At 50.6% G+C, this 23,578-nt stretch carries 20 protein-coding genes and 1 pseudogene; 11 read left to right on the top strand and 10 right to left on the bottom strand.

The genetic code is table 11. The features are described 5' to 3' along the window. Window positions 1–507, bottom strand: coding sequence for a GNAT family N-acetyltransferase (locus tag MKZ07_RS21310; RefSeq protein ID WP_036692111.1), 507 nt, complete (start codon window positions 505–507; stop codon window positions 1–3). Between the two features lie 118 nt (window positions 508–625). After that, the gene (locus MKZ07_RS21305; protein ID WP_036692114.1) at window positions 626–1,300 is read right to left on the bottom strand and encodes a cohesin domain-containing protein; all 675 of its coding nucleotides are present in this window, start codon (window positions 1,298–1,300) and stop codon (window positions 626–628) included. Window positions 1,301–1,467: 167 nt separating this feature from the next. On the opposite strand from MKZ07_RS21305, the pseudogene MKZ07_RS21300 reads away from it, so the two are divergent. The 3 genes and pseudogenes from MKZ07_RS21300 to MKZ07_RS21290 form a co-directional block, all read left to right on the top strand. Continuing rightward, a pseudogene (locus tag MKZ07_RS21300) lies at window positions 1,468–1,902 on the top strand (YrpD family protein); the annotation flags it as partial. A gap of 96 nt (window positions 1,903–1,998) precedes the next feature. Then, window positions 1,999–3,372, top strand: coding sequence for a WG repeat-containing protein (locus tag MKZ07_RS21295; protein WP_341027436.1), 1,374 nt, complete (start codon window positions 1,999–2,001; stop codon window positions 3,370–3,372). Window positions 3,373–3,405: 33 nt separating this feature from the next. Beyond that, on the top strand, window positions 3,406–3,594 hold the full coding sequence (locus MKZ07_RS21290; protein WP_076159286.1) for a hypothetical protein: 189 nt from the start codon (window positions 3,406–3,408) through the stop codon (window positions 3,592–3,594). 155 nt (window positions 3,595–3,749) lie between these two features. Here MKZ07_RS21290 and MKZ07_RS21285 read toward each other — a convergent pair whose 3' ends face one another. Next, window positions 3,750–4,868 carry a response regulator gene (locus MKZ07_RS21285; RefSeq protein ID WP_341027435.1) on the bottom strand — a complete coding sequence of 373 codons (1,119 nt, stop codon included), beginning with the start codon at window positions 4,866–4,868 and terminating at the stop codon, window positions 3,750–3,752. 2 nt (window positions 4,869–4,870) lie between these two features. Beyond that, a complete protein-coding gene (locus tag MKZ07_RS21280) occupies window positions 4,871–7,987 on the bottom strand; it encodes an ATP-binding protein (RefSeq protein ID WP_341027434.1) in 3,117 nt (1,038 codons plus the stop codon). 139 nt (window positions 7,988–8,126) lie between these two features. Between MKZ07_RS21280 and MKZ07_RS21275 the strand changes: the two genes are divergently transcribed. Then, window positions 8,127–8,765 (top strand): TVP38/TMEM64 family protein, encoded by a 639-nt coding sequence (locus MKZ07_RS21275; protein WP_036692124.1) that lies wholly within the window; start codon window positions 8,127–8,129, stop codon window positions 8,763–8,765. On the opposite strand, the gene MKZ07_RS21270 is transcribed toward MKZ07_RS21275, so the two are convergent. Both MKZ07_RS21270 and MKZ07_RS21265 read right to left on the bottom strand, forming a co-directional pair. After that, window positions 8,751–10,274: an aminotransferase class V-fold PLP-dependent enzyme gene (locus MKZ07_RS21270; RefSeq protein ID WP_372238085.1), complete on the bottom strand. Its 1,524-nt coding sequence runs from the start codon at window positions 10,272–10,274 to the stop codon at window positions 8,751–8,753. The two genes, MKZ07_RS21275 and MKZ07_RS21270, sit on opposite strands and share 15 nt — an antisense overlap. 174 nt (window positions 10,275–10,448) lie before the next feature. Next, on the bottom strand, window positions 10,449–10,925 hold the full coding sequence (locus tag MKZ07_RS21265) for a DsrE/DsrF/DrsH-like family protein (RefSeq protein WP_036692126.1): 477 nt from the start codon (window positions 10,923–10,925) through the stop codon (window positions 10,449–10,451). A 118-nt stretch (window positions 10,926–11,043) separates the two neighbouring features. On the opposite strand from MKZ07_RS21265, the gene MKZ07_RS21260 reads away from it, so the two are divergent. The 5 genes from MKZ07_RS21260 to MKZ07_RS21240 all read left to right on the top strand — a co-directional run bounded on the left by MKZ07_RS21260 (window position 11,044) and on the right by MKZ07_RS21240 (window position 15,645). Continuing rightward, complete coding sequence (locus MKZ07_RS21260) at window positions 11,044–11,772, top strand: response regulator transcription factor (protein ID WP_036692270.1); 729 nt, start codon at window positions 11,044–11,046, stop codon at window positions 11,770–11,772. Continuing rightward, the gene (locus tag MKZ07_RS21255; protein WP_036692129.1) at window positions 11,762–12,853 is read left to right on the top strand and encodes a sensor histidine kinase; all 1,092 of its coding nucleotides are present in this window, start codon (window positions 11,762–11,764) and stop codon (window positions 12,851–12,853) included. The genes MKZ07_RS21260 and MKZ07_RS21255 overlap by 11 nt, the downstream gene beginning before the upstream one ends. A gap of 73 nt (window positions 12,854–12,926) precedes the next feature. Beyond that, window positions 12,927–13,805, top strand: a complete 879-nt coding sequence (locus tag MKZ07_RS21250; protein ID WP_036692131.1) for an ABC transporter ATP-binding protein — start codon at window positions 12,927–12,929, stop codon at window positions 13,803–13,805. Continuing rightward, a complete protein-coding gene (locus tag MKZ07_RS21245; RefSeq protein WP_036692132.1) occupies window positions 13,802–15,388 on the top strand; it encodes a hypothetical protein in 1,587 nt (528 codons plus the stop codon). Before MKZ07_RS21250 ends, MKZ07_RS21245 begins: the two co-directional genes overlap by 4 nt. A 35-nt stretch (window positions 15,389–15,423) precedes the next feature. Beyond that, the gene (locus MKZ07_RS21240; protein WP_036692134.1) at window positions 15,424–15,645 is read left to right on the top strand and encodes a hypothetical protein; all 222 of its coding nucleotides are present in this window, start codon (window positions 15,424–15,426) and stop codon (window positions 15,643–15,645) included. Window positions 15,646–15,727: 82 nt separating this feature from the next. Here MKZ07_RS21240 and MKZ07_RS21235 read toward each other — a convergent pair whose 3' ends face one another. The 4 genes from MKZ07_RS21235 to MKZ07_RS21220 form a co-directional block, all read right to left on the bottom strand. Beyond that, window positions 15,728–16,033 (bottom strand): hypothetical protein, encoded by a 306-nt coding sequence (locus MKZ07_RS21235; RefSeq protein ID WP_036692136.1) that lies wholly within the window; start codon window positions 16,031–16,033, stop codon window positions 15,728–15,730. Between the two features lie 83 nt (window positions 16,034–16,116). Continuing rightward, the gene (locus MKZ07_RS21230; RefSeq protein ID WP_051493257.1) at window positions 16,117–18,261 is read right to left on the bottom strand and encodes a bifunctional diguanylate cyclase/phosphodiesterase; all 2,145 of its coding nucleotides are present in this window, start codon (window positions 18,259–18,261) and stop codon (window positions 16,117–16,119) included. Between the two features lie 261 nt (window positions 18,262–18,522). Further along, a complete protein-coding gene (locus MKZ07_RS21225) occupies window positions 18,523–19,146 on the bottom strand; it encodes an acetate uptake transporter (RefSeq protein WP_036692138.1) in 624 nt (207 codons plus the stop codon). A 121-nt stretch (window positions 19,147–19,267) separates the two neighbouring features. Continuing rightward, window positions 19,268–21,637 (bottom strand): bifunctional diguanylate cyclase/phosphodiesterase, encoded by a 2,370-nt coding sequence (locus MKZ07_RS21220; protein WP_076159269.1) that lies wholly within the window; start codon window positions 21,635–21,637, stop codon window positions 19,268–19,270. 171 nt (window positions 21,638–21,808) lie between these two features. Between MKZ07_RS21220 and MKZ07_RS21215 the strand changes: the two genes are divergently transcribed. After that, entirely contained in the window at window positions 21,809–22,729 is a 921-nt protein-coding gene (locus MKZ07_RS21215; protein ID WP_341027429.1) for a prenyltransferase, read from the top strand. A 48-nt stretch (window positions 22,730–22,777) separates the two neighbouring features. Next, window positions 22,778–23,551 (top strand): DUF6081 family protein, encoded by a 774-nt coding sequence (locus tag MKZ07_RS21210; protein WP_235218358.1) that lies wholly within the window; start codon window positions 22,778–22,780, stop codon window positions 23,549–23,551. Window positions 23,552–23,578: the final 27 nt, after the last annotated feature.

Raw genomic sequence — 23,578 nt, 5'->3', positions numbered from 1 at the left:
TTACAGTGAATCAGTCCCCGTATATTCCTGACGAAGGATCGACATGATTGTCAGCGATTCAAATCCACCCTCCGTCTGTATACAATCGCGGAGGGTGCCTTCCTTTTTGAAGCCGGCCGCTTCATAGATATGCTGCGCTCTGACATTGTAATCCTTGACGTCGAGCCACAGCCGGTGTGTATCCGTATGATTGAATGTCCAGTGGATCAGCAGCTTCAGCGTCATTGTTCCGTAGCCGCGGCCCTTGGCCTGAATGACAATCCGTTTGATGCATAGTGTGCGATTAGAGTCCTGAAGCCCTGCGAGAATCACATACCCCACCCGTTCCCCCGTTGTATCTTGAACAATCAGATGCCTAAGATCTCCATCATCCAGAGCGGCTGCGTGCTGTTCCCTGTTCCACTGGCCGACGAACCGGCGGTTAGCCTCGGCCCCTTCGGCAGCCAGGACGAAGTCGAGATCATCCGGGGCCGTTGCCCGTATCTCTATAATTTCTGAGTGCAGCATTGCAAGACACCTGCTTCCCAAGTATGTATATACACCATAGTACAAGAATTATAGACGGCAGCCAATTATGTAAGGGATATGTATGTGGATGGAGCTGCCGCAACTGTAGGATACGCTGCTACGTCAGTCGGTTAACAGACTCTTGCGGAGAGAAGACGGACACGGACGGGGATTGGGTAATTTCGATCCTTGCCGGAGAGTTCGCTGTGACATCGGGCGAGTAGAGATAGAAGCTGTTCGCGGCTTCAGAGGTGCGGATTCTGGTGAATTCATTGGCCAGACTGATCGTTGAGGAGGAGGCAAGCGTAAGTTCCTTGACCCGCAGCTTGAAGGTGACCAGAGTTTGCTCTACCGCCGGGATCGTCTGCTGTCCGCTGCTTGCTTCAACCTGAATATCGATGCCGCGCATACTTGTGTTTTTTCCGAGGTAGATACTGCCATCGACAGGACTCTGAAAGTTGAACTGGAACAGGTTATCAACCTCGCTTCCAGCCGTATAATTCCCTTCCGCATAGACTGAGTGCTGCGTATATTCAAGGTTGTCGAATACCTGGCTGTCATATTGGATAATGAAGTTAAGAGAGCTGTAGCCGGGGTCATTTGGTGCGAAGTCTTTTAAATGCACCAGCACAGTCACCTCTTCCCCTGGAATATAGGTCTCTTTGTCAGTGGTGACCACAACAGACATGGCAGGTGCGGTGTTATCCACTGCAGCCTCACGGATCATGGACATCATAAGCGGCAGTACCTTCATTCCTCTGACTGCCTGCTTGAATCTATTCCTCTTATTCATGTTTCATCCCCCATTGCCATCATAATGATGCATCCCTATGCACGAATGATCTTGTATATGAACAATGGTAACAATTGTCACTGATAAAACACTGATAAACGTCGAACCATGGCGTAAAATATCGATTATTTTTGTATCATCTGTAGGAGCAAGGGTGGAAGCCTGCATATCAAATTAATGGTAGTACCACTAATGCTTCATTTGAAGCGCCATATAATCAAGTTCAGAGTGCTAACGCCTACATGGCAGGTTCTCAAGTTACTTTTTATGCAGGGTACAATAATAATAAGAAAATCCGTTTGAAAATTGATGGTACTGCTATTTGTGGTGATATTGGATGTAGTAGTTCAGCTGATAAACCGTTGACAACAATAATAGTATCCAATACCGATTATAATATTCAATCATCAAGTTTTCAGAAGTGGAAGCTCTTATCAGTTGTGACTGGAGATGATTACGGAAAAAATAAGTCGGAATTTACTAATATCAAAGTTGACGGAGTACCTGTGCTTAGTAATGTTTTTCCTGCTCCAGACCAGGATTATGCTACCGTAACACGTGATGCTAGTAATAATGTTATAATTGCCGTAACTGGTAAGTAACTAATAATATAGCCAATTCCTTGGAATATTAGGGAGTTGGCTATATCATTTAGGTTTTTCAATGAATTAAAAATAAAAGGAGTTGAACTATAAGATATGGGCAAATCAATAAAAGTAGCGTTCTCATTTTTCCTTGTTATATTCTTTATTGTAATGGTCAGTAAAGAGTCTGCTTTTGCGAAAAGTGGAATTAGAGTGATTTTGTATGGAAATCCCATTCAAGAAAAGCACTCACCGATTATGAAGAACAACACGGTATTGGTTCCATTCAAAGGGATATTTGAAAAATTAGGATTTAATGTAAGTTACGATTCGGCAAGCAAAACAATTTCTGGTCAGAAAACAGGCACTACTATTAAATTAGTAATTAATCAAAATACGGCTTGGATAAATGATACTCCAACTATACTTCAAGTAGCTCCACAGATAATTGACGGGGCAACGTTTGCACCACTTCGTTTTATTGGGGAAGCCAGCGGACTCGACGTGAAGTGGTACGGGGACTCTCAGATTGTTTCATTATACTCTAAGCAAAATCTTTTTCCGGTATCACGCGGAGGGAAATTCGGCTATATTGATGCAGAAGGCAAAATTGTTATTGATTATCAAACAAGATTTACAGATGCCTATGCTTTTAATGAAGGACTAGCCATTGTTTATTCAAATGCTAAATTTGACGGATTCATCAATCAACAAGGGAATAAAGTAATACCTAAGGGAAATTATTATGATGCCAAGGAATTTTCAGAAGGACTTGCAGCGTATAGAACGCTTAAAACTGCAACTGATTTTGCTGTATCTAACTATGGTTATATGGATCTTACAGGAACTAGTGTTATAAAACCGCAATTCAAAAAAGCTAATAATTTCTCCGAAGGATTGGCTGCTGTCCAAGTGGGGAGTGGATATGGATACATTAATTCTTCCGGGAAAATAGTAATTAAAGCCCAATATAACAGCGCTGAGGATTTCTCTGAAGGTGCTGCTCTGGTTACAACAAATGGAACTTCTCATTATATTGATAAGAAAGGGAAGTTTTTGTTCAATTCAAGTTATAAAAATGGGGAGTCTTTTTCAGAGGGATTGGCAGTTGTTAAATCAGGAGCTAACTATGGCTTTATTAATAAGAAAGGAAAATTAGAGATTCCTGCTAAGTATGAGGAGGTTCACTCTTTTTCGGAAGGATTGGCGGCTGTTAAAATAAATGGAAAGTCAGGTTATATAGATAACAAAGGAAAACTACTTATTCCTAACCAATTTGATGCAGCGAGTGACTTTCATGAAGGACTTGCAGTTGCCGAATCGGGAGGGAAGACCGGATTCATTAATAAAACAGGGGCTTGGGTTATTCAACCAACGCTTGACTGGGCTGCACGCTTTTCTAAGGGGCTTTCTTACGCATATAGTGTTGATGGAGAAGTATACATTAATAAAAACGGTCAGATTGTGTGGAGAAGAAGCCAACCTTAACAGAGGAATGAGAAATGAGGAAAAAGCCATAATATGAACAAAATTAGAAGATGCCGAACTATACAGAAATTAAAGGGAAGTACAATGCTGAAGGATCGAAATACGAAAAACAACCGTGAATTTTGGGAATACTATGAAAAGCTATACGACCATCAAGGGGATGAAACTGAAATTTGGGCGACTCAAGGATTCCTTTTAGATGAATACCAATTATCATTTTAAATAATACAAGTGTATAAAAGTATTCTAAAAGGACGACAATCATTCGCTAAGTTCGAATGATTGTCGTCCTTTTACTGTTAGTTTCTAAAGCATACGATAAAAAATATTTTTCAGTCTCTCAAAGGATATTATGGAGTAACGATAGAATTTCTACGCTATCTACCCAGCCGCCGGTATTCTTCGACGAACCAATCCGGCAACGCATCGCCGGTCTCTGCGATGTAGGATTCACTGAACTGGGTGAATTTGCGCTGGGCACGCAGGGGCTTGGCGGTTTCGTAATAGATGGCGATCAGCCGCAGGGCGTAGCTCTCCTCCAGCGGCTCCAGCTCCGTCAGGCGCACGGCATAATCTTCGGCCTCGTTAGGCCGTGCAGCCTCCACCAATCCCAGAGTAAGCTGCTCCAGCAGCTTGAGGTACAGCCGGCGGTATTTGTCACGGGCGGAATACACCCACAGGCTGTCCAGCGTCTGCAGCAGGTCACCGGTGTACAGGGCGGCGGCCTGTTGCATATCCTCCAGCCTGCTGCTCTGAAGCGCAAGGGCGGCAGCTTCCTGGAATTTCTCAATGTCGCCCTCAATCCCCCCCGAATCCAGCCTGTAATTCTCCCTGCCGAAGGTCAGCTCAATCTTGTCCTCCAGCGCGGCTTTCTTCAAGGTGGTGCGGATCTGGTAGACCGTAGTGTGCAGGTATTGCTTGCCCTTCTCGTAGTTCCACTGCGGAAACACATCATTCAGAATCAAGCTGACGCTGCCCTGCCTGTGAATCCACAGGTAAGCAAATAATTCCTGTGCCTTATGTGTCCTCCACTTCACCAGGCCCTGAGGGCTGGTCAGCTCATAATCCCCCAACAGCCGGAACGAGGTTGTCTTCCCGGGTGTTCCTGTTGCCCCGGCAGCCGCCGGCGATAGACGTTTACTGAGCAGCTTGTTCCAGGTCTTCAGCAGGCGCGAGGGATCAACCGGCTTCAGCAGATAATCCATTGCAGACAGGTCGAAGGCTTCGACAGCATAATTGCGGTAGGCGGTTACGAATACGATGTCTGTGTCCGGAGAGTAGGGCAACAGCTTCTCAGCAAAAGTGAGGCCGGACAGCTCAGGCATCTGGATGTCCAGGAAAAGAACATCCGGCTTCAGTTCGGAAGCAGCAGCGAGGGCTTCACGCGGGTTATCGTACGTCTGGACAGAGGATATTCCTTCACACTGGAGCAGCAGCTCCTTCATGTGATCCAGTGCCGGCCATTCGTCATCAATTACCATTACAGAGATGCTCATACTCAGAAGACCTCTTCCTTCCATGGGATTGTTATCAGTACATCTATACCTCCACTGGCTCCCCGTGTGAGAATCAGCGGACGCCCGAACTGTGTGAGCAACCGGCGGTTAATGTTCCGCAGGCCGATTCCGGTGCCTTCACCATGCGGAGAACGGTAGTCATCCTTCATCCATGAGGATAGCTGTTCATCGCTCATTCCCTTCCCGTTGTCCGAGATGGTGATCAGGATATCACCGCCTTCCTGCCGGGTGGAGATGACAACCGTTCCTCCGTCCATCTTCTCCATCAGTCCGTGACGGACGGCGTTCTCCACGACGGGCTGCACAATCAGCGGCGGCAGCGGGAATTCACTAACCTCAATATGATACTCGGCATTCAGCCGCTTCCCGAAACGGGCCTGCTCCAGCGACAGATAGGCTTCAATCAGCTCCAGCTCCTTTTCGAACGGAATGGCAGTCTCCTGGTTGCTGAAATCGAAGCTGCCGCGCAGGAAATGGCTCAGATCGTATAGCAGCTGCTGCGTTTTCTTGGTGTCACGCGTACTCATCCAGATAATTGTATTAATGGCGTTGTATAGAAAATGCGGCTTGATCTGCGCACGCAGCATGGCGATCTCCGAGCTTAGCCGCTCTGAGACGGACCGCCGTAGTTGAACCAGCGTGTTGACCCGTCCCTTCAGATCGCTCCAGATATAAGGCTTATGGATAAAATCATTGGCTCCGGCGCGGAACGCTGCCTCGTTGAAGTGAAGCTGCTGCCCGGCCGTAGCCATCAGGATCGGCAGGTCCAGCGGGCTGTAGGTCTGGCGGATGATCCTGCATAGCTCCAAGCCGGACATCTCGGGCATCATGACATCTATAATGCAGAGATCGAAATTACGGTCCACAGCCAGCAGCGCCAGCGCTTCCTTGCCGCTGCTGCGGCTTGCGATATTGTAATTCTCCAGCGATAACAGGTTGGTCAGTGCCTTGAGGTTGGCATAATCGTCATCCACGATCAGGATACGTGGCGCATAGGGAGCAGCTTGTCCGCTGGACTGCGGCGGATCAGCCGACCGGTATTTCCAGAGGTCATCCAGCATTTCCGGCTGGGTATACTCTGGCCGCGGGAGTGTCCGTTCCGCTTGGACAGCGGCGGCGGCTTCCGCCTCGTTGCCCGGAAGCGTGAAGGTGAATGTACTGCCCCGTCCAACCTGGGAAGAGACGGAGATGCTCCCGCCATGCAGCTCTACCAGCTTACGGCTGATCGCAAGGCTCAGCCCGAGGCCCCCGGTCTCAAGGGAATCGGCCTCGCTGATCTGCTCATAGTCATGGAAGATAGACTCCAGCTGATCCTCGGGAATGCCCTTTCCGGTATCGGTGACGGCAATGGAGATGAACTCCTCCTGCCAGTCGGCTTCGATGACCACGCTGCCGCGGTCCGTGAATTTCAGTGCATTATCCAGCAGGCTATAGAGGATCTGCATCAGCCGCTGTTCATCGGCCTGGACCAGGAAACGGCCCGGCGGGATGTGGTTTTTGATGCGGATGCTGCCCTTTTTGTTCAGGAACTGGAAGACCTCAATGACAATGGCCGCCACCCCCTGGACATCGACGGTCCCCCATTGCAGGCTGATGCGCTGGCGCTTGATCTGTTCGTAATCAAGAATATCCCTGACCAGGAAGGCCAGCCTTCTGCCAGTACCGAGTATCAGCCGTATATCCTCCCGTTGGGACGGGCTTAGCGGTCCTCCGGCCCCTTCATGCATGGATAACGCCACGTTAATAATGGCATTCAGCGGCGTGCGCAGCTCGGCGGAGGTCTTCAGCAGGAACACGTCTTTATCTCTGTCCTTGCGCTCCAGCTGTTGGGACAGCTGCTTAATGGTCTCATAAGCATGGGCATGGCGCGCAGACAGGAACAGGCCCTCGGCAAGAATGAAGATCGGGCCGGCCACTGGCGCGGCAGCATAGAGTTCAGTGCCGAAGAACAGATTACTGGCTAAGGATAAGGTGAAAATCACTACAGCAATGACACCGATCAGCAGATAGTAGGAACCGGTCTCCCTACGCAAAATGGCCTTGACCATAATATAGAATGTATAGCAGACAGAGATGAAGCTGAAGGCCAGCAGCAGCCCTGTAATCCGCGAATATACAGTCAATGAGCTTAGCAGTACAACGATACAGAAACTTAAGGCATACACAGAGCAGATCCGCTTAAAGAGCCGGGAATAGAGTGCGGGAAACAAAGAATAGGTATAGCTGGATACACAATAGAACCCGACTACACCGGATACTGCCTGCAGCTTGTTGAATCCTTCATAAGAGAGGGAAGGAAGGTACTCGAGCAGCAGCTTCTCACTGTGCGTCAGCATATATAAGGCGATCATGAAGCAGAAGATAGCCAGCTGAAGCGAGGATTTGTCCTCTTTGCGCTGAAAGCCCTGGCCGATGAAATAGCAACCGATAAAAGCAAAGCCTGCCACCAGCAAAGTGTCGTAGGTCCGGTTCCGCTGGTCGATGGCAGTTATAGCAGCAGGGGTGCCGATCCGGATAGGCTCCGCAATGCCTCCGCTTGAATAGGTGAAGTTGGACGTATGTATCAGAATCTCCGCCAGGTTATCCCTGCTGTGAAAAGTCAGGGAATACGGATGGTTGCGCGGCTTGGTGGTCTCCCGGGAGTCACCCGGCGTTCCGCTTCCCCCCAGCCGCTCACCATTTACATATACCTCGCTGGCATTGCGGATATTGCTCACCTTGAGGGCGAAGGCGGGAACTCCCGGCGGCAGCTGAACCAGCAGACGGTAGGTCGCATATCCGTAGCGGGAGAAGCCGGTAGCCTCTGACCCCCGGCCCCAAGCGCCGGGCACGGGCATATAGGCCGGCGCCTCTGCGGTTCGGGATAGGGTAACCTGTGGTTCCAGCCGCTCCTGCCAATAGAATTCCCATTCTCCTCTCAGCGGGTAGACGGCAGTATTATTGAAGGTGCAGGTGGACAAATCGGCCCATCCTGACCGTGGGCTGTTGCAGTTAGATGAGGAGCCGAGCAGGGGAATCAGCACCACTGCGGTGAGCAGGAGGGTGCATAGCAGGGCGAGTACTCTTTTAGCCAGCAGACTATAATCAAATGTTCTCATAATTTCATCATATCTCCGGCAGCTTGTGCTTGTCCAGCTTCCTTCTACTTCCCGGCGGAAGTGTTGTATAATTGAAGCTCATTGCAATGTATACTGTAACGTTAACTATTCCAGATCGTACTTGAGGAGCGCTGAAGAAATGTTCTTTTTAAATATTATGTCATGGCTGACCGAGGAGCGCCTGCTGCTGCTGCTGGAGCAATACCGCTCGTTCGGGCCGCTGCCGGGTGTGGGGCTTACCTTCATGAAATCGTTCGTGCCCCCGCTGCCTACCATAGCGATTGTGGGGCTTAACGGGGCGGTGTACGGGTTATGGCTGGGGTTCCTGTATTCCTGGATCGGTCTGGTCGCAGGCTGTACGGTCACCTTCCTGATTATCCGCAAAATTGCCGGACATCCCTACCTCACCAAATGGGCCAAGCGGCCCAAGGTTGCCAAAGCGATGACCTGGGTCCGCCAGAGCGGGTTCAGCTATGTGTTCCTGCTTAGTCTGTTTCCGGTGGGTCCGTTCGTGGTGATTAATATGGCGGCGGGGCTCGCGGGAATGCGGCTGCGTTCCTACCTGATTGCGCTGTGTGCCGGCAAAGCCATTATGGTATTTGCGGTATCCTACATCGGCAATGATGTGCAGCGGTTCATCCGTCATCCGGCGGAGATCGTCTATGTGCTGCTGTTTATCGGAGCTTCTCTGTGGGGGGTTAAAGCGATTGAAGCCAGGTTCGCCCGGCTGGCGCGGGAGCGGGAGCTGCGCGGCCAGGCGCCGCTACAGCACAAATAATTCACGAATCTCCTCCGTATCCTCTGTAACGCCTCTCTCTCCGGTATGAATCCAGCTGTTGGTGACCGCATTGTAGCGGTAATCCTGGCTCCATTCAGCAATATTGCTGACGATAGACTGTACGGCGAAGATCATATGCTCCACCTCGCGCCCGGTCATAATCGGGTGCAGGGACAGGCGGACCCAGCCCGGCTTCAGCGACTGGTCCCCGGCGTGGATCGCCTGGATAAATGCCTGGGACTTCGCAGGGTTCAGCCCGAGCAGCTGATGGCCGTACGGACCGGCACAGGAGCAGCCGCCGCGTGCCTGAATGCCGAAGCGGTCATTCAGCAGCCTTACCGCGAGATTGTAATGAATCTTCTTCAGCGTGAAGGAGACAATTCCATGGCGCTTACGGTGTGTGCCCTCCAGCACGGAGCAGCCGGGAACCTGTGCCAGCCCCAAGAGCAGCTTCCGGCATAGCTCTTGTTCGCGGACGATCATATATTGTCCGGTTCCGTTCATCTGTTCCTTCAGCTTCACGCAGAGGGCGGTGCGGATCGCCTGCAGGAAGCCAGGGGTGCCCCCGTCCTCGCGCACCTCAACATCATCGATGTAGCGGCGTCCGCCCCAGCGGTTCACCCATACCACGGTGCCGCCGCCGGGCTCATCCGGCAGCCGGCCGGTGCTGAGCGCGGTGTCGAACAGCAGCACGCCGCCGGTTCCCGGGCCGCCGAGGAATTTATGCGGCGAGAAGAAGATGGCATCCAGCTTCTCCTGCGGGGCTGCCGGATGCATATTGATCTCCTGATAAGGGGCGCTGGCTGCGAAATCCACGAAGCATACCCCGCCATGCCGGTGCATGAGCGAAGCAAGCTGATGATACGGGGTCTCTATGCCGGTGACATTGGAGCAGGCAGTGAAGGAGCCGATCTTGAAGCGGCGGTTCTGGTAGATCGTCAGCAGCTCCCCGAGCCGCTGCAGATCTACCTCTCCGCCCGGCCCGGAGGGGACAGTAACCACATCACCGAAGCTCTCCTGCCAGGGAAGCAGATTGGAATGATGCTCCATATGGCTGACGAAGATAACCGGGCGCTCCTCCGGTGCGCAGAGGTATTCCTGGTTCAGCCATTCCGGCAGCTTCAGACCCATGATCCGCAGCAGCTTGTTCACCGCGCCGGTGGTGCCGTTGCCGCAGAAGAGCAGGGCATCTGCGGGTGCGGCATTCACATGCTGCCGGATGATGCTCCGTGCTTCCTGGTAAGCGAGGGTTATGGTCAGGCCCGTGGTGTTGGAGTCGGTATGCGGATTGCTGACATAGGGGCCGAAGCTCTCCTGTATTTTGCGCTCAATCGGCTCATACAGTCGGCCGCTGGCTGTCCAGTCGGCATACAGAAGCGGCTTCCGTCCGTAGGGGGTGGAGATCAGATGACGGCAGCCGACAGTGTGCTCACGGAATGCCGCGAAATGCTCTTGTAGTGAAGACGGCGCGTCTGCCGCAGCGGTGCGGTGGATACTCAGCACGGACAATCCCTCCAGGCAATGAATGCTCTATCAATGAGACGGATTCCGGCAGGCGCTGGTGCTGCGCAAGGCAAGTAACGTGTGAGTCGCAGCCTCTGCGTGCCCGCCGTGCGTAACCAATCCGTCTTCGTCTGCCTCAGTATATGCCCGGTGGCGTAATTAGGTTAAAGCCCATAGCCATCAGATAAAGAGCTGGATATCACTCTCCAGCGCATCCTTCAGATACGCGGCGGCATCGATAATCTCCACCTCGGGCAGCAGCTCCTCCGGCTTGAAGCCCATGATCTCCACCGAGAGCTTGCAGGCGTAGAACTTGATGTTCTTTTTGCGCGCCCCCTTCAGGAAATGGATCAGCTTCGGTGCCCCCTGATCCTCCATCATCTCCTCCAGCATCAGCTTGCCAAGCCCGCTGAAGTTCATCCGCGAGAGTGGCAGCTGCTCCGGTCCCTTAGGTGTAATGACATCCATCAGCTTCTCGTAAATACTTTTATCCTCTAGCGTCATAGTCTCCGGGTCCCGGATGAGAAACAGCCCCCAGAACGAGAAGAACATCGTAACCTCCACCTCAATATCCCTGGCTGCATTCGCCAGAATCAGCCCGGCCATTGCCTTGTCATACTCTCCGCTGAACATTAGCAGATTCAGTTTTTTGCCCATTCATCAGCCCTCCATCAGTATCCATAGAATGTCATTAGTATGGTTATGGAGAGGGAAAGTATGCCTGACCGGCGAATACAGCATAAGAGGTTATTTCGAAAATTTAATGAAGGCAGTGATGAGGTTGGATGAGCGGATTTTGCTTGTGGACGATGAAAAAGGTATTTTAACCATGTTAGAACTGCTGCTATACAAGGAGGGATTTGAGGATATTTCAACAGCAACTACAGGACAAGAAGCTATGAAATGGGTGGAATCTGTACCCTTTGATCTAATTGTGCTGGATGTAATGCTTCCGGATACTGACGGATTTCAATTGTGCCAACAGATACGCATGCACACAGTGGCACCTATCCTATTTCTGACTGCGCGTTCAGGTGATTATGATAAATTAATGGGGCTTGGAGTCGGAGGAGATGACTACATTACGAAGCCATTCAACCCCATGGAGATTGTGGCGAGAATTCGAGCACAATTGCGCCGGAAGAATCTCTATAGTACAACAGCAGTGCCAAAATCACAGTATTTAGATTTCGGCGTTTTTGCTGTAGATAAAAGAGCTGCCCAATTGACTGTTCGTGGAGTGAACACTCCTTGTCCTGCGAAAGAGTATGAACTGCTGGTTTTTCTCTGCGAGCATCCGAACCAGGTGTTCACCGCTTTGCAACTGTACGAACAGATTTGGGGAAAATCTATGACAGGAGATGAGAAGACCGTAGTCATTCATATTTCCAGACTTAGAAAGAGACTTGAATCTGACCCCTCTGATCCAAAACATATAGTTAATTTGCGTGGAATTGGCTATAAATTTGTTCCGATCCGGAGGATAGAAGTCCATGAAAGCTAATTTGCATCTGATCTTTCGTCTGATCGCATATCTCATGATCAGTCTTCTTTTGCTTGCTCTGATTACAAGTGCTGTTCTGGCGATTGTAACAGAGTTGGTGATACCACAGGAGGGGAGTGGGCAAGATCTTATAGTGCTGCTCAGTGTGCCTTGCATCGTCTTCTGCTTCATGGTCATTGTCGGCTGGAGATTGGGGAAGCCACTATACTACATGATCCGCAGAATTGATCTTCTTGCAGGTGGAATATATGTTGATCCTGAGGGAGACAAGAAAATACACTCAGGTGCCATGGGGAAGTTGAAACGGCCATATCGTTTGTTCAAAGAGCTTATTCTCCAATTGAATACCTTATCGTGTGTGTTAGAGAACAGCAAGCAAGAGAGAACCCGCCTTGAAGAGTTGCGCAAAGAATGGGTCGCCGGAATCTCTCATGATCTAAAAACGCCGCTTACATACATAAAAGGTTATTCTTCTATGATGCTGTCTCCTGAGTACGAATGGACGAAGGAAGAGGAGATGAAGTTCCTTATGGAAATTGAACAAAAGGCGAATCACATGCAGGAGTTAATTAGCGATTTGAATCTATCCTTCCGACTTGATGATCAGCAGACTCCATTACAGCAAGAAGTTACAGATCTTGTCGAATACGTTCGGCGGATTGTATCAGATATAACTAATGACCCTCGTGCTGAACGTTATAATCTTACTCTTGAAACCGTGGAAGGTTATATTGAATTAAAGTTGGACCAGAGGCTATTAGGGCGGGCATTACGTAACTTAATCCTCAACGCCATTCTTCATAATCCTCAAGGTACCAATATTACGGTTTATATTATGCAGCAAGATCAGCAACTTAGCGTCGTTATAGCTGATGACGGTGTAGGAATGACCGGGGAGAGCATACAACGATTATTCGATAAATACTATCGAGGTACCTCCACAGATGTGTTGTCCGAAGGTACCGGCTTGGGTATGGCGATAGCCAGACAGTTAGTGCGGGCTCATGGAGGGGATATTAGCGTGAATAGCCGTCTTAATGAAGGGACTTCGATCTGTGTAACGCTGCCATTACTTAATTAGGATGCTGTTTGCCTGCTGTTTACTCCGATTTAACTTTGGCCCCCTATAATAAATAGCAATAGGGGGAGTAAGCATGCTGGAGATAAATCAGGTTAATAAGCAATACAATAAAGGGCGATTTGCCCTGATGGATATCAACTTGCAACTTAGACCAGGTATTATAGGTTTACTAGGTCCGAATGGGGCAGGGAAATCGACACTTATGAAGATTATGGCGACAATTTCACAACCGACATCCGGCAAGGTCATTTGGAACGGAATGAGTATGCAAAAGAAGCCAGATCAACTCCGAAAAATGCTAGGGTATTTACCTCAGGATTTTGGTGTGTACTCCCATTTAAATTCACTGGAGTTCCTTGAATATGTAGCTGTATTAAAAGGTATGGGAGGCCGTCAGATGAGGTCCCGGGTCCTGGAGATTCTTCAACTGCTGAATCTGCAGCATGACTTAAAGCGTCCACTCAGAAGTTTTTCCGGTGGGATGCGCCAGCGGATAGGTATTGCACAGGCCTTGTTGAATGATCCGCAATTACTAATATTAGACGAGCCGACTGTTGGTCTAGACCCGGAAGAGAGGATGCACTTTCGTAGCTTAATTAATGGCTTGTCCGAAGGACGGATTATCGTTCTTTCGACACATGTAATTTCTGATGTTGAGGCTGTCGCGGATCAAATTGCGATTTTAACCGGGGGTAAGCTCGCGGTGTACTCTGACCCGGCTGCACTCTTAGTTAAGGTACAGGGGAAAGTATGGTCCGTCCTAGTCTCGAATGAGAACTACCAGAAAGAACATGCTGGATGGCTGATTAGTGCTGCGATCCGTCAGGAGGAGGGGATCCTAGTCCGTATGATCTCGGAGTCACGGCCTTTTGTGCATGCGGTGGATGTGCCTCCAAGCCTTGAAGAAGCCTATCTGTATGTCAGGGCCATGCAGGAGGAAAGTATTACATGAGCAGTATCCGATCTATTTACTACATCGCAAGGGCAGACTTCCTCGAGAGAATCAGACAAAACTCACTTCTTGTCATCCTCTTTGTAACATTATTGGCAGCATATATATTTGTTCCTCCAGTAGATGCTGGATATGTCACCCTGAATCTTGATGGATATCGGGGGATTTATAATTCGGCCTGGATCGGCAGTTCCGTTGCAATCTCGACTACGTTGCTACTCTCCTTATTAGGTTTTTATCTTGTTAAGAATTGTATACAGCGGGATGAATCAACTGGAGTGGGGCAGATCATCGCATCTTCTTCTATGAAGAAAATGTATTATTTAATGGGGAAGCTACTAAGTAACATTTTTGTTCTATCTGTTATCACCGGAGTCGTGGTTGTCGTTTCGCCAATTATGCAATGGGTACGGGGAGAGGACAGGACTTTTGAACTTTGGCCGCTTATATCCCCTTTTTTATTCTTGACGCTGCCCTTTATGGCTGTTGTGGCTGCCTTAGCTGTAGTATTTGAGACATTTCATTTTTTAAAAGGAACCTTGGGAAATGTCATCTACTTCTTTTTGTATCTTTTATTTACTGCGGGATCAGGCGCTTTAGCATTTGGACCACAGATTATTATTTCGGCTATGCAGAAGGATCTGCTTCTAATCCATCCGGAATTACCAGGTTCTTATGGGATGGGAATTCTCTTTCAAAGAGAGCCATTGCATTGGTTTGAATGGCAAGGAGTAATATGGACTTTTGAGTTGCTGATACAGCAATTGGAAATAGTTATGGTTTCCTTTGTGCTGATTGCTGGAGCATCAGCCATCTTTCATGGATTCAGAGAAAAGGGTTATGCCAAAAGAAAACATGAGCTAGCTATGGTGGAGATAACTCCAGCATATAACAAGGAGTTAGATTCACAAATAAAATATGAAAGTCTTAATTCTAGATGTCAAGCAGCAACATTATCGCCGGTAGTCTTTAAGGATTCCTTTTGGGCCTTAGCTATTGCCGAATGGAAATTAATATTAAAGAGTGCTTCCCTGAGATGGCTTATTGTGGCCGCCATATTGTTTATACTACCGCTAGCGGTTTCTGTTTCTGAATCATCCGAATGGTTAGTTTGGCCCGTCATCTGGATCTGGCCGATAAAGCTCTGGTCTGGGATGGGGAATCAAGATGTACGCTATGGAACTCAATTCCTCGTAGTTTCAAGTCGGCGCTATGTAATCCGTCAACTAATGGCATCATGGATTTCTGGCATTATACTTACCTGCATGGTAACAGGAGGTATGATCATAAGGATGGTCTTTGAAGGAGATTTGGAACATCTGTTGTATAACGTTGCGGCTGTGTTTCTGATTCCCAGTCTTGCCCTGGCTTGCGGAGTGCTGACCAAGGGATGGCGAACTTTTGAACTGTTATATCTGATTATCTGGTATCTGGGTCCACTCAGCAAGTTGCCTTATTTGGATTTTCTGGGTACACATAATTCAAATGGGGATCTGTTAATGATGAATTCGGTCTATCTACTGATTAGTTTGGGTTTGTTATTGGTTGCTTATCAATCAAGAAAACGACTAGGACAAGATTAGTTGCCCTGGGAGTCAAAATAACGGAGGGGTAAATCATGAAATCTAAATCATTCTCAAAATACATAAATAAAATAGCCGCAATTGGAATAGGTATGGGTCTGATAATGTTCATACTTACCCGATCTGGAGTGTTTGAGCTTCCTATCGTGATTGGCACAACCTCATATGAAGGAATGGCCTCCTCCCTTATGCTGCTTACGGGTTTTCCAATCCTGTTAATTTTGATCTGCAGTATCCTATACTGGATGAGAAAATAATAGATTTATAGCATAACCATAAATTCCTCAAAAAAAGCCCCCGTAAGGGAGCCTCAATTTTAATACTATTGTGTGCTGTCCCTCAATGCTCATCCGGCTGCTCAGCCTGGCGGGCGTTGTCATAGCGGCGGGCGGACAGCCAGATGCTGCCGGTGAACAGGACGATCAGGCCGAGGATAATGCCGAAGCGCCAGTCTCCGGCTTTGAAGTTGAGCTGAAGGACGGTAAGCACCAGGGCGACCTGGGTCCAGACGAGGGTCCGCTTGCGGAACGCGGTAATGTCTCCGGCCATCTTCGGCATGCCGCGGATAATCCGGTACGCCAGGAGGGCGAGGATCAGCGCAAACAGGGCGGTGCCGGCCATTTCGCCGGTAGTTAATCTATTCATGGTCTCAGAATCCTTTCGGGTTAACATCGGATTAAGCTAATTATAACGATCGCCATACCCGCGTGCAAAGCATCCTGCCAGGATCAGGAGACCAGCTTGCGGATCTCATCGGCAGGCAGCGGAGGGAAGAACAGGAATCCCTGAATATGCGGGCAATTATGCTGCACCAGGAAGGCCAGCTGCTCTTGCGTCTCGACCCCTTCGGCAATTAGGTCATAGCCAAGCTGGGAGGCGACGAAGACGATGGATTTGATGATAGTCTCATCAATGGAGCTGACGCCGATGCCGGTGATGAAGGTGCGGTCAATCTTGATTTTGTTCACGGGAAAATGCTTCAGGTAATTGAGCGAAGAATATTTCGTGCCGAAATCATCGATGGAGACGATGATCCCGTGATCGCGCATCTGCTGCAGCAACGGATAATGCTCCTCCAGCAGCGCGGTGCTCTCGGTAATTTCAAATTCCAGCACACCGGTATCCAGTCCGTACTCGTCAAGCACGGCGAACAGATTCTCAATCAGGTTACGGTTGTAGAACCAGCTGTTGGAGATATTAATTGAAGTCCGCAGCAGCGGCATCCCCAGGCTGCGCCACTCGCACAGCTGGCGGCATACCTCACGAAGCACCCAGTCGGTCAGCTGGATCATCAGCCCGGCTTCTTCGACTGCGGTGATGAACGTCCCTGGTCCAATCAGCCCCTTCTCGGGGTGATTCCAGCGGATCAGCGCCTCTATCCCGATCATTTCTCCTGTGATGGCGTTGATCTGGGGCTGATAGTAGAGCACGAATTCTTCCCGCTCCAGGGCGGAGTGCAGGTATTTGGCGATCATCGTCTTCTGCTCCAGCTTCTCGCGCAGCCCCCAGTCGAAGATGAAGTAATTGACGTCCTCTTGCGACTTAGCCTGGTACATAGACATGTCAGCGAATTTCAGCAGATCGTCTGTATTCTGCGAGTGTTCGGGGTACAGGGAGATGCCGATACTGGTCGACAGGCTCAGATGTGCTCCCGAGATCAGGAGGGTCTGTGAGATCAGCATGCTGATCTGACCGGCGATCACAGGAATATCCGTGTGCGGCAGCCCAGCGAAGATCATCACGAATTCATCTCCGCCGGTACGGGCGAACAGCTTGAAGGGCAGGCTCCCGGATTTGAGCCGTCCGGCCAGGGTCTTGATCACCTGGTCCCCTGTAGAATGTCCGAGAGTATCATTAATCTCCTTGAACCGGTTCAGGTCGAAAAAGAATAAGGTATAGGTCTGCGTCGGCTCCGAGCTCTGCAGCAGACGCTCGAATTCATCCATGAAGAAGCGCCGGTTGGGGATCTCTGTCAGGCTGTCGTAATGGGCAAGCTTCTCATAGAGGCGCTTGGAAATACGCAGGTCCCTGGTCCGGATGCTGACCACCCTCTCCAGTTCACGGTTGAAGCGGCTCTGATACCAGAAGATATATAGAATGAAGGCAATCACCAGCAGAAAAGCAATATCAATCCACAGCACGCTGAGCAGCACCTGCCATTTCTTGTGGGAGGGCAGGGAGATCCCCATCAGCCAGTGCTGATTGTAGGTGTTGACGGGAACGGTGAGCTGCCGGTCCAACGCACTGGATTCATTGCCGAACAGGAAGGTATGATCCTTGGTAGTGACGTAGATATTACTATCCTTATACACAAGCTGGTTAATGATATTATCAATCTTTACGGTGACGGAGACGATGCCCTCCAGAGAGTTATCCTTATAGATAGCCTGCCGGATCACCATGCCATAGCCGCCCTGGGCAAGTGTGCGCGGACCGTCTACTGTAATGCTGCGGGAACGGAGCGTTTCTTGGATCATGCCGGGAGAGGCCAGGGAGGAATCCAGCAGCAGGCTTCTGCCTAGCAGTGACGAATTGCCTTCAAGCGGGTAGAGGTAGCGGATCAGACCATCCGGAGCGATCATGATATTCGTGACGTTGCTGGTGTTCTTGGCGTGTGCGGTGACCAGGTAGCTCTGGATGAGTGCAGGATCGGCATCGAAGCCGACAGTTTGGATAAAGGAGCTGACCCCTTTCACAATGGCCACCCGTTCTTCGATGTTCGAGGCCAGCGTGACCGCCTGTGAGGCCAGATCCGCTTTCTCGGCTCTATATTCCCGGGACAGGGAAACGGAATAGTAATAGAACAGGCAGAGCTGCAGGACGATGATGAAGCCGATGATGATGCTTAAAGGCTTTTTACTAAGGAAAGCCATGGATTGCCCCCGATACCGGAAAAATAAAAGCCGCAGATGTCAAAGCGTATAATAAGCGGTTCCTAGACCGCAGGGAAATGTCGATAAATGTCGCTTGGGTATCTATAGCATGTCATTATTATCATGTTTGCGCAAGGGGATTCCTAACAAAACCCGGCTGAATCCAAAAACGGATAAACACCGTCTGCATAAAAGGGCAGTAAGCATTTATCCGAGTTTTTTGACAGAAGGGGATGGCCCTGCCCGGCTGGAAGGCCGGAGCTATTTTTTGAAGATGCCCAGCGGGGCACCAATCGGCAGGAAGGTACGTCCGAAGTGGGCGTTGAGCACAGATGCGCCGCAGCCGTAGAGCGAAACAATACCGATAGCCATTTCCGATACGGCAGCCAGCTTGTGGAAGAATTCCGCAGCAACGCCGAAGGCATCCATCGAGAGTCCGAGGAACAGGAAATCGATCAGGATGAAGATAATCAGCAGTACGCGGTTCGCCTCAACGGCGCCGAGCGTCATGAAGAGTGTGAACACAAGATATCCTGCAAAAACAAATCCCAGCTGCTTGGGATCAACGCCCTCTGCCAGCACTGCACCGAATACACCGAGCTTGATCAGCCAGCTTGCTCCCATGCCGAACCAGAAGAACGCATAGGCGCCAAAGGCAGTCATGCCGAAGGTGTTGTTGTGCTTGGCATCTTGGATGGATGCGAATAGCTGGGCGAAGGCTCCAAGGAAGATGGCCCATGGAATACAGTAGCTGAGACCTGTTGTAATTTCGAGCTTTTGTGAAGAAGCGACCAGGGTAACGATGGCTAGTCCGAATAAGCCGATGGCGCTAGGGTCGGCGGTAACGATTTTGACGGACTGTGCGGTGTGCGGTTGCGCTGACATAACAATGAAAGCCTCCAATTTTCATAAGTGTTCGCATAGGATAACAGCACCCTGGGTCGGGTGCTGTTATCAGCTTGCCTATCATATCATATCGCCAGTAGCTTGCCTATAAAGAAGTCTCTTATCGTCTGGTGTAATAATTACCTCGCTCCAGAAAAGAATATAGCGCCTGGGCCTGAAGCGGCCGGCTGATATAGTAACCCTGAAGCTCGTCGCTGCCCAGCTCCCGCAGCATATCGAATTGCTCTCTATGCTCAATGCCTTCAGAGACTACGCGCAGCCCCAGATTATGGCTCAGCTCGATAATCGCCTTGACGAGCACATCCCCTTGGGCCTCCCGCGACATCTCGGAGATGAAGGAACGGTCAATCTTGATCACATCCACCGGGAAGCGCCGCAGATAGCTGAGGGAGGAGAAGCCGGTACCGAAATCATCCAGCGAGATCCGGAAGCCATGGGCCCGAAGCTGCTGCAGCGACAGGAAGATGCCGTCCCCGGAGACGAGCACGCTCTCCGTGATTTCCAGCTCCAGGCTGGAGGCCGGCAGCTCATATTCATCCAGCAGCTCTAGGAGCAGCTCCAGCAGGCCCGGCTGCATGAGCTGCAGCGCGGAGATGTTCACTGCGGCTGTAAGCTCAAGCCCCCGGCTGCGGAAATCGCGCATATCAGAGCAGACCTGGCGCAGCACCCAGCTGCCGATGCCGACAATGGAGCCGCTGCTCTCCGCCAGCGGAATGAATTCGGCCGGTGAGATATTGCCATAGCCCGGATTGTTCCAGCGCAGCAGGGCCTCCACCTTGGACACCTGTCCATGCCCCGTGCTGAGAATCGGCTGGTAGTGCAGCTCGAACTCGTTCCCGGCGGCAGCGGAGAGGAGCTGCTGGGCCAGTACTTTTTTGCGCCGGATGCCTGCTTCCAGATCCTCTGAATATTGAAAAATATTATTGCGGCCGGTCTCCTTGACGTGGAACATAGCCAGGTCCGCCTGCTTGACCAGATAATCGGCGTCTTCCCCGTTCTGCGGATAAATACTGATGCCGATGCTAGCGGTATTATATAGAAGATGTCCTTTGATCCGGTGCGGCATGGACAGGGCTTCCTGAATCCGGGAGAGCTGCCGGGCAATGCTGCCTTCATCAGGCACATCGTAGAGCAGAATGGTGAATTCATCCCCGCCGAGCCGAGAGACCACATCATGCTTGCCGACAACCTGTGTGATGCGGAAGGCAGTCTCCTTGAGGATAGCATCGCCGAAATCATGGCCGAGGGTATCGTTCACCGTCTTGAAATGATCCAGATCAATGAAGACCAGCACGATCTGGCGGTCACTTCCCTTAACGGCGGCAATCGCTTCATTTAATTTGTCGAAAAACAGGGAGCGGTTGGGCAGCCGGGTCAGCGGGTCCAGCATCGATTGCTGCCGCAGCTCGTCCTGGGTCTGCTCCAGCGAATCAATCATCCGGTTGAATTCGACCTCAACCTCGCTGAATTCATCCTGCCCGGAGCTGGGAATCCGGATCGACAGATCCTTGCTGCTGCCGATTCTACGGATGTTGCGGACCAGAGAAGACATTCTTCTCAGAATGAACCGGTTCACGAAGAGGAGGCTTGCGCCCAGCATTAACATAATGGAGATGAAATAGAATATACGGAAGGTGGAGAGCGACTTGAGCCCGCTGTTGTAGAACTGGCGGGGTTCCTTCAGGGTGAGGACCATTCCGGGATCGCCGAACAGATCGTCTAGTACTGTATGAATGCACATCTGCCCGCCTCGGGCAGGGCTAGTCCAGACGCGTTCGCCTCCGCTATCCGCAAGCAGGGGGGTGGTGAGGCGCGACATCTCCACCTTTGACAGGGTATCCTCCCAGATTTGAGCGATCCGGTCCTGGTGCAGCATCTGTCCGGCAATGGCCGTTCCGATGACCGGCTTGTCCTTGCTGCTGTTAAGAATAGGTGTAAGGGTAATTAGCATAGTCCCCTTGTCCAGATTAACGAAGCCGCTCCGGCTCTCGCCGGGAGCTTGCGGCACAGGCAGACGGCTTCGGATCAGCTTCATTAGCGTTAGCTGTTCCTGGGTTAACGGGGTGACCATTCCTGCCGGCAGATCATAAGAGCCGCCATACAGCGGTTGTCCGTCTAGATCAAGCAGGGCAATCATATCGAAATGATTCATTGGATAAGCAGCCGGTTCAAGGCTGTTGCGGATGAAGGCGGCAACCGTACTACCGGAGTCAGCAGAGCCGGTAGCTGCTGAATTCTCCATGAACCTGTAGGTTTCATCACGGACAGCAACATCAAGGAGTCCCGTTCTCAGGTTCTCCAGCTCTTGATGATAAGCAGCGGTAGCCTTGCTCAGGTTGCGCTCCAGCTCTGCCTCATCCAGCTTCTCGAAGCGGTTCAGCAGAATCAGGTGAAGCATCAGATAGGTGGCGCCAATGCCGAGGATAGCGACAAAACTAATGAAGATGATTATTTTTTGGCGGAGTTTCATCTGATCCCCTTCATTATTTAAGATTTAATAGGAAATAAGTACCATCGATTATAGTGTACCACGATTAGGGAATATTTTGCAGCGTAAATCTGTCCAAAGTGTCGAATTTTGATGTATAATAATTTAATGATAATCATTATCAAATAATAATAAAAGGAGATATTTCTTGGCATGATGGAGAAGTGGAACATATTTAAGAAAGCCTCACGGTTTGGAGTGATCCCTGTTATGCTCATACCGGTTGTCCTGGGAACGGCCGGGGCCTATGTATGGCAGGGAGTATTCCATCCGTTTTTATTTGTAATAACGTTCATTGGAGCGGCTGCAGCCCATTTATTCTCCAATATGGTAAATGACTTGTGGGATTTCCGCAACGGAACCGATACAGAGGCCCGGCATACTCCTGGAGCCATCTCCACGAACTCCGGGTTCCTGTCGGGGGGCGTTATGCGTGAGTCGCTGTTTGCTCTGCTGACCTGGGGTCTGCTGGCCGTTGCGGCTGGCTGCGGTCTGCTGCTCAGTCTCTACAGCGGCTGGGAGATTCTGTGGTTCGTGGCCGGAGGGGCGCTGATCGCTTATTTCTATGTGGCGCCGCCGCTGCGGTTCGGATACCGGGGCAAGGGCTACAGCGAGCTTGCCATCTTTCTTGCCTTTGGATTAATGCCGGTGCTTGGCGCTTATTTTGTTCAGACGGGAGCGTTCAGCCTGAAGCCGGTGCTGCTCTCGCTGCCAAGCGGGCTGCTCACTACCCTGCTGCTGTTCAATCATCACTTTCTGCACTGGAGAGCTGACAAGCAGGCCGGCAAGCTTACACTGGTCGTGGTATGGGGGGAACGCAGAGCGCTGATTTTCTCCCAGGTGCTGCTCTATATCTCTTATGCTTCACTGATTGCATGTGTGCTGCTTCATATCTTGCCGGTATATGCGCTGCTCGCTCTGCTGACAGCCATTGCCCCGATACGGATCTACCGCAGCCTCCAGCCGGAGAATCCTTCTGAAGCTTATCTGCCGCTTATGGGTGCTTCACAGCGCGCATCGGTACGCTGCGGGGCGGTCATGACGGTGGCGCTGCTGATTCAGGGTCTATTTTAGAATATAAGAAATGGATAGGCTACTACACTAAAGAAAGCGGGAGAATTCATGGACAAGCATCTGCCAACGAACGAAGATATGCCTGCAACACAGGGCAAGCAAATGGTGATCGGGGATTTCCATACGATTCTGGAAGAAGGAAAGGTCTGGCAAACGGGCGGCTTCAAGCTGTCGGACGGCTCGTTCTGGGCGTATCGTGAGCCGGAAGCGGTGGTGATCGTGCGTAATGATCATCTGTACGTACGGGCTCAGCTGAGCCGCCGTCATGATCAGGTGCAGATTCTGGATAATGCCAAGCATATGTATTATTCGGCCCGGCCGGTAGACATCCCGGAGGCAGGCGAAATCCGCTTCGAGCTCCAGATCCGCGCCCGCACACAGGGCACTGCCCCGGGGGATCTGTATGACGGCTATGTGTCACTGAATCTGCTGGACTTCACCACAGGCGCGGCGCTTGATTTCTTCGCGGGCAACGATAAATATGCGAGTGTGTACGGCATCCTTCCGTTCCCCGGGGTAACCGTACCCGAGACGGGAGGAACCAAATACTTCTGTATTTTCAAGGAGAATACGGACTTCAAGCCGCGTGAATTCAACACGTACGCCATCACCTACCACCGGGGTAACAATGAGGCTGTCTTCTATGTAAATGGCAATGAGGTGCGGCGCGAGCGGAATGTGCCCGTGAAATTCAACAGCTTCACCATTGCTCTGGGCATCATGACGGAGAAGGACCTGACCCCGGAAGGCAGCGTGTCGGCGCACGGACAGACGGTTATCGCTGAATGGTCGCCGATTACTATTACAACCACTGCACAGTAACGTGCTCATATGACTGATAAGGATGAA

The organism is Paenibacillus sp. FSL P4-0338 (assembly GCF_038002365.1).
Lineage (GTDB): Bacteria > Bacillota > Bacilli > Paenibacillales > Paenibacillaceae > Paenibacillus_AQ.
The sequence above is the reverse complement of the archived record's forward strand: the minus strand, read 5'-3'. Positions and strand labels throughout refer to the sequence as shown.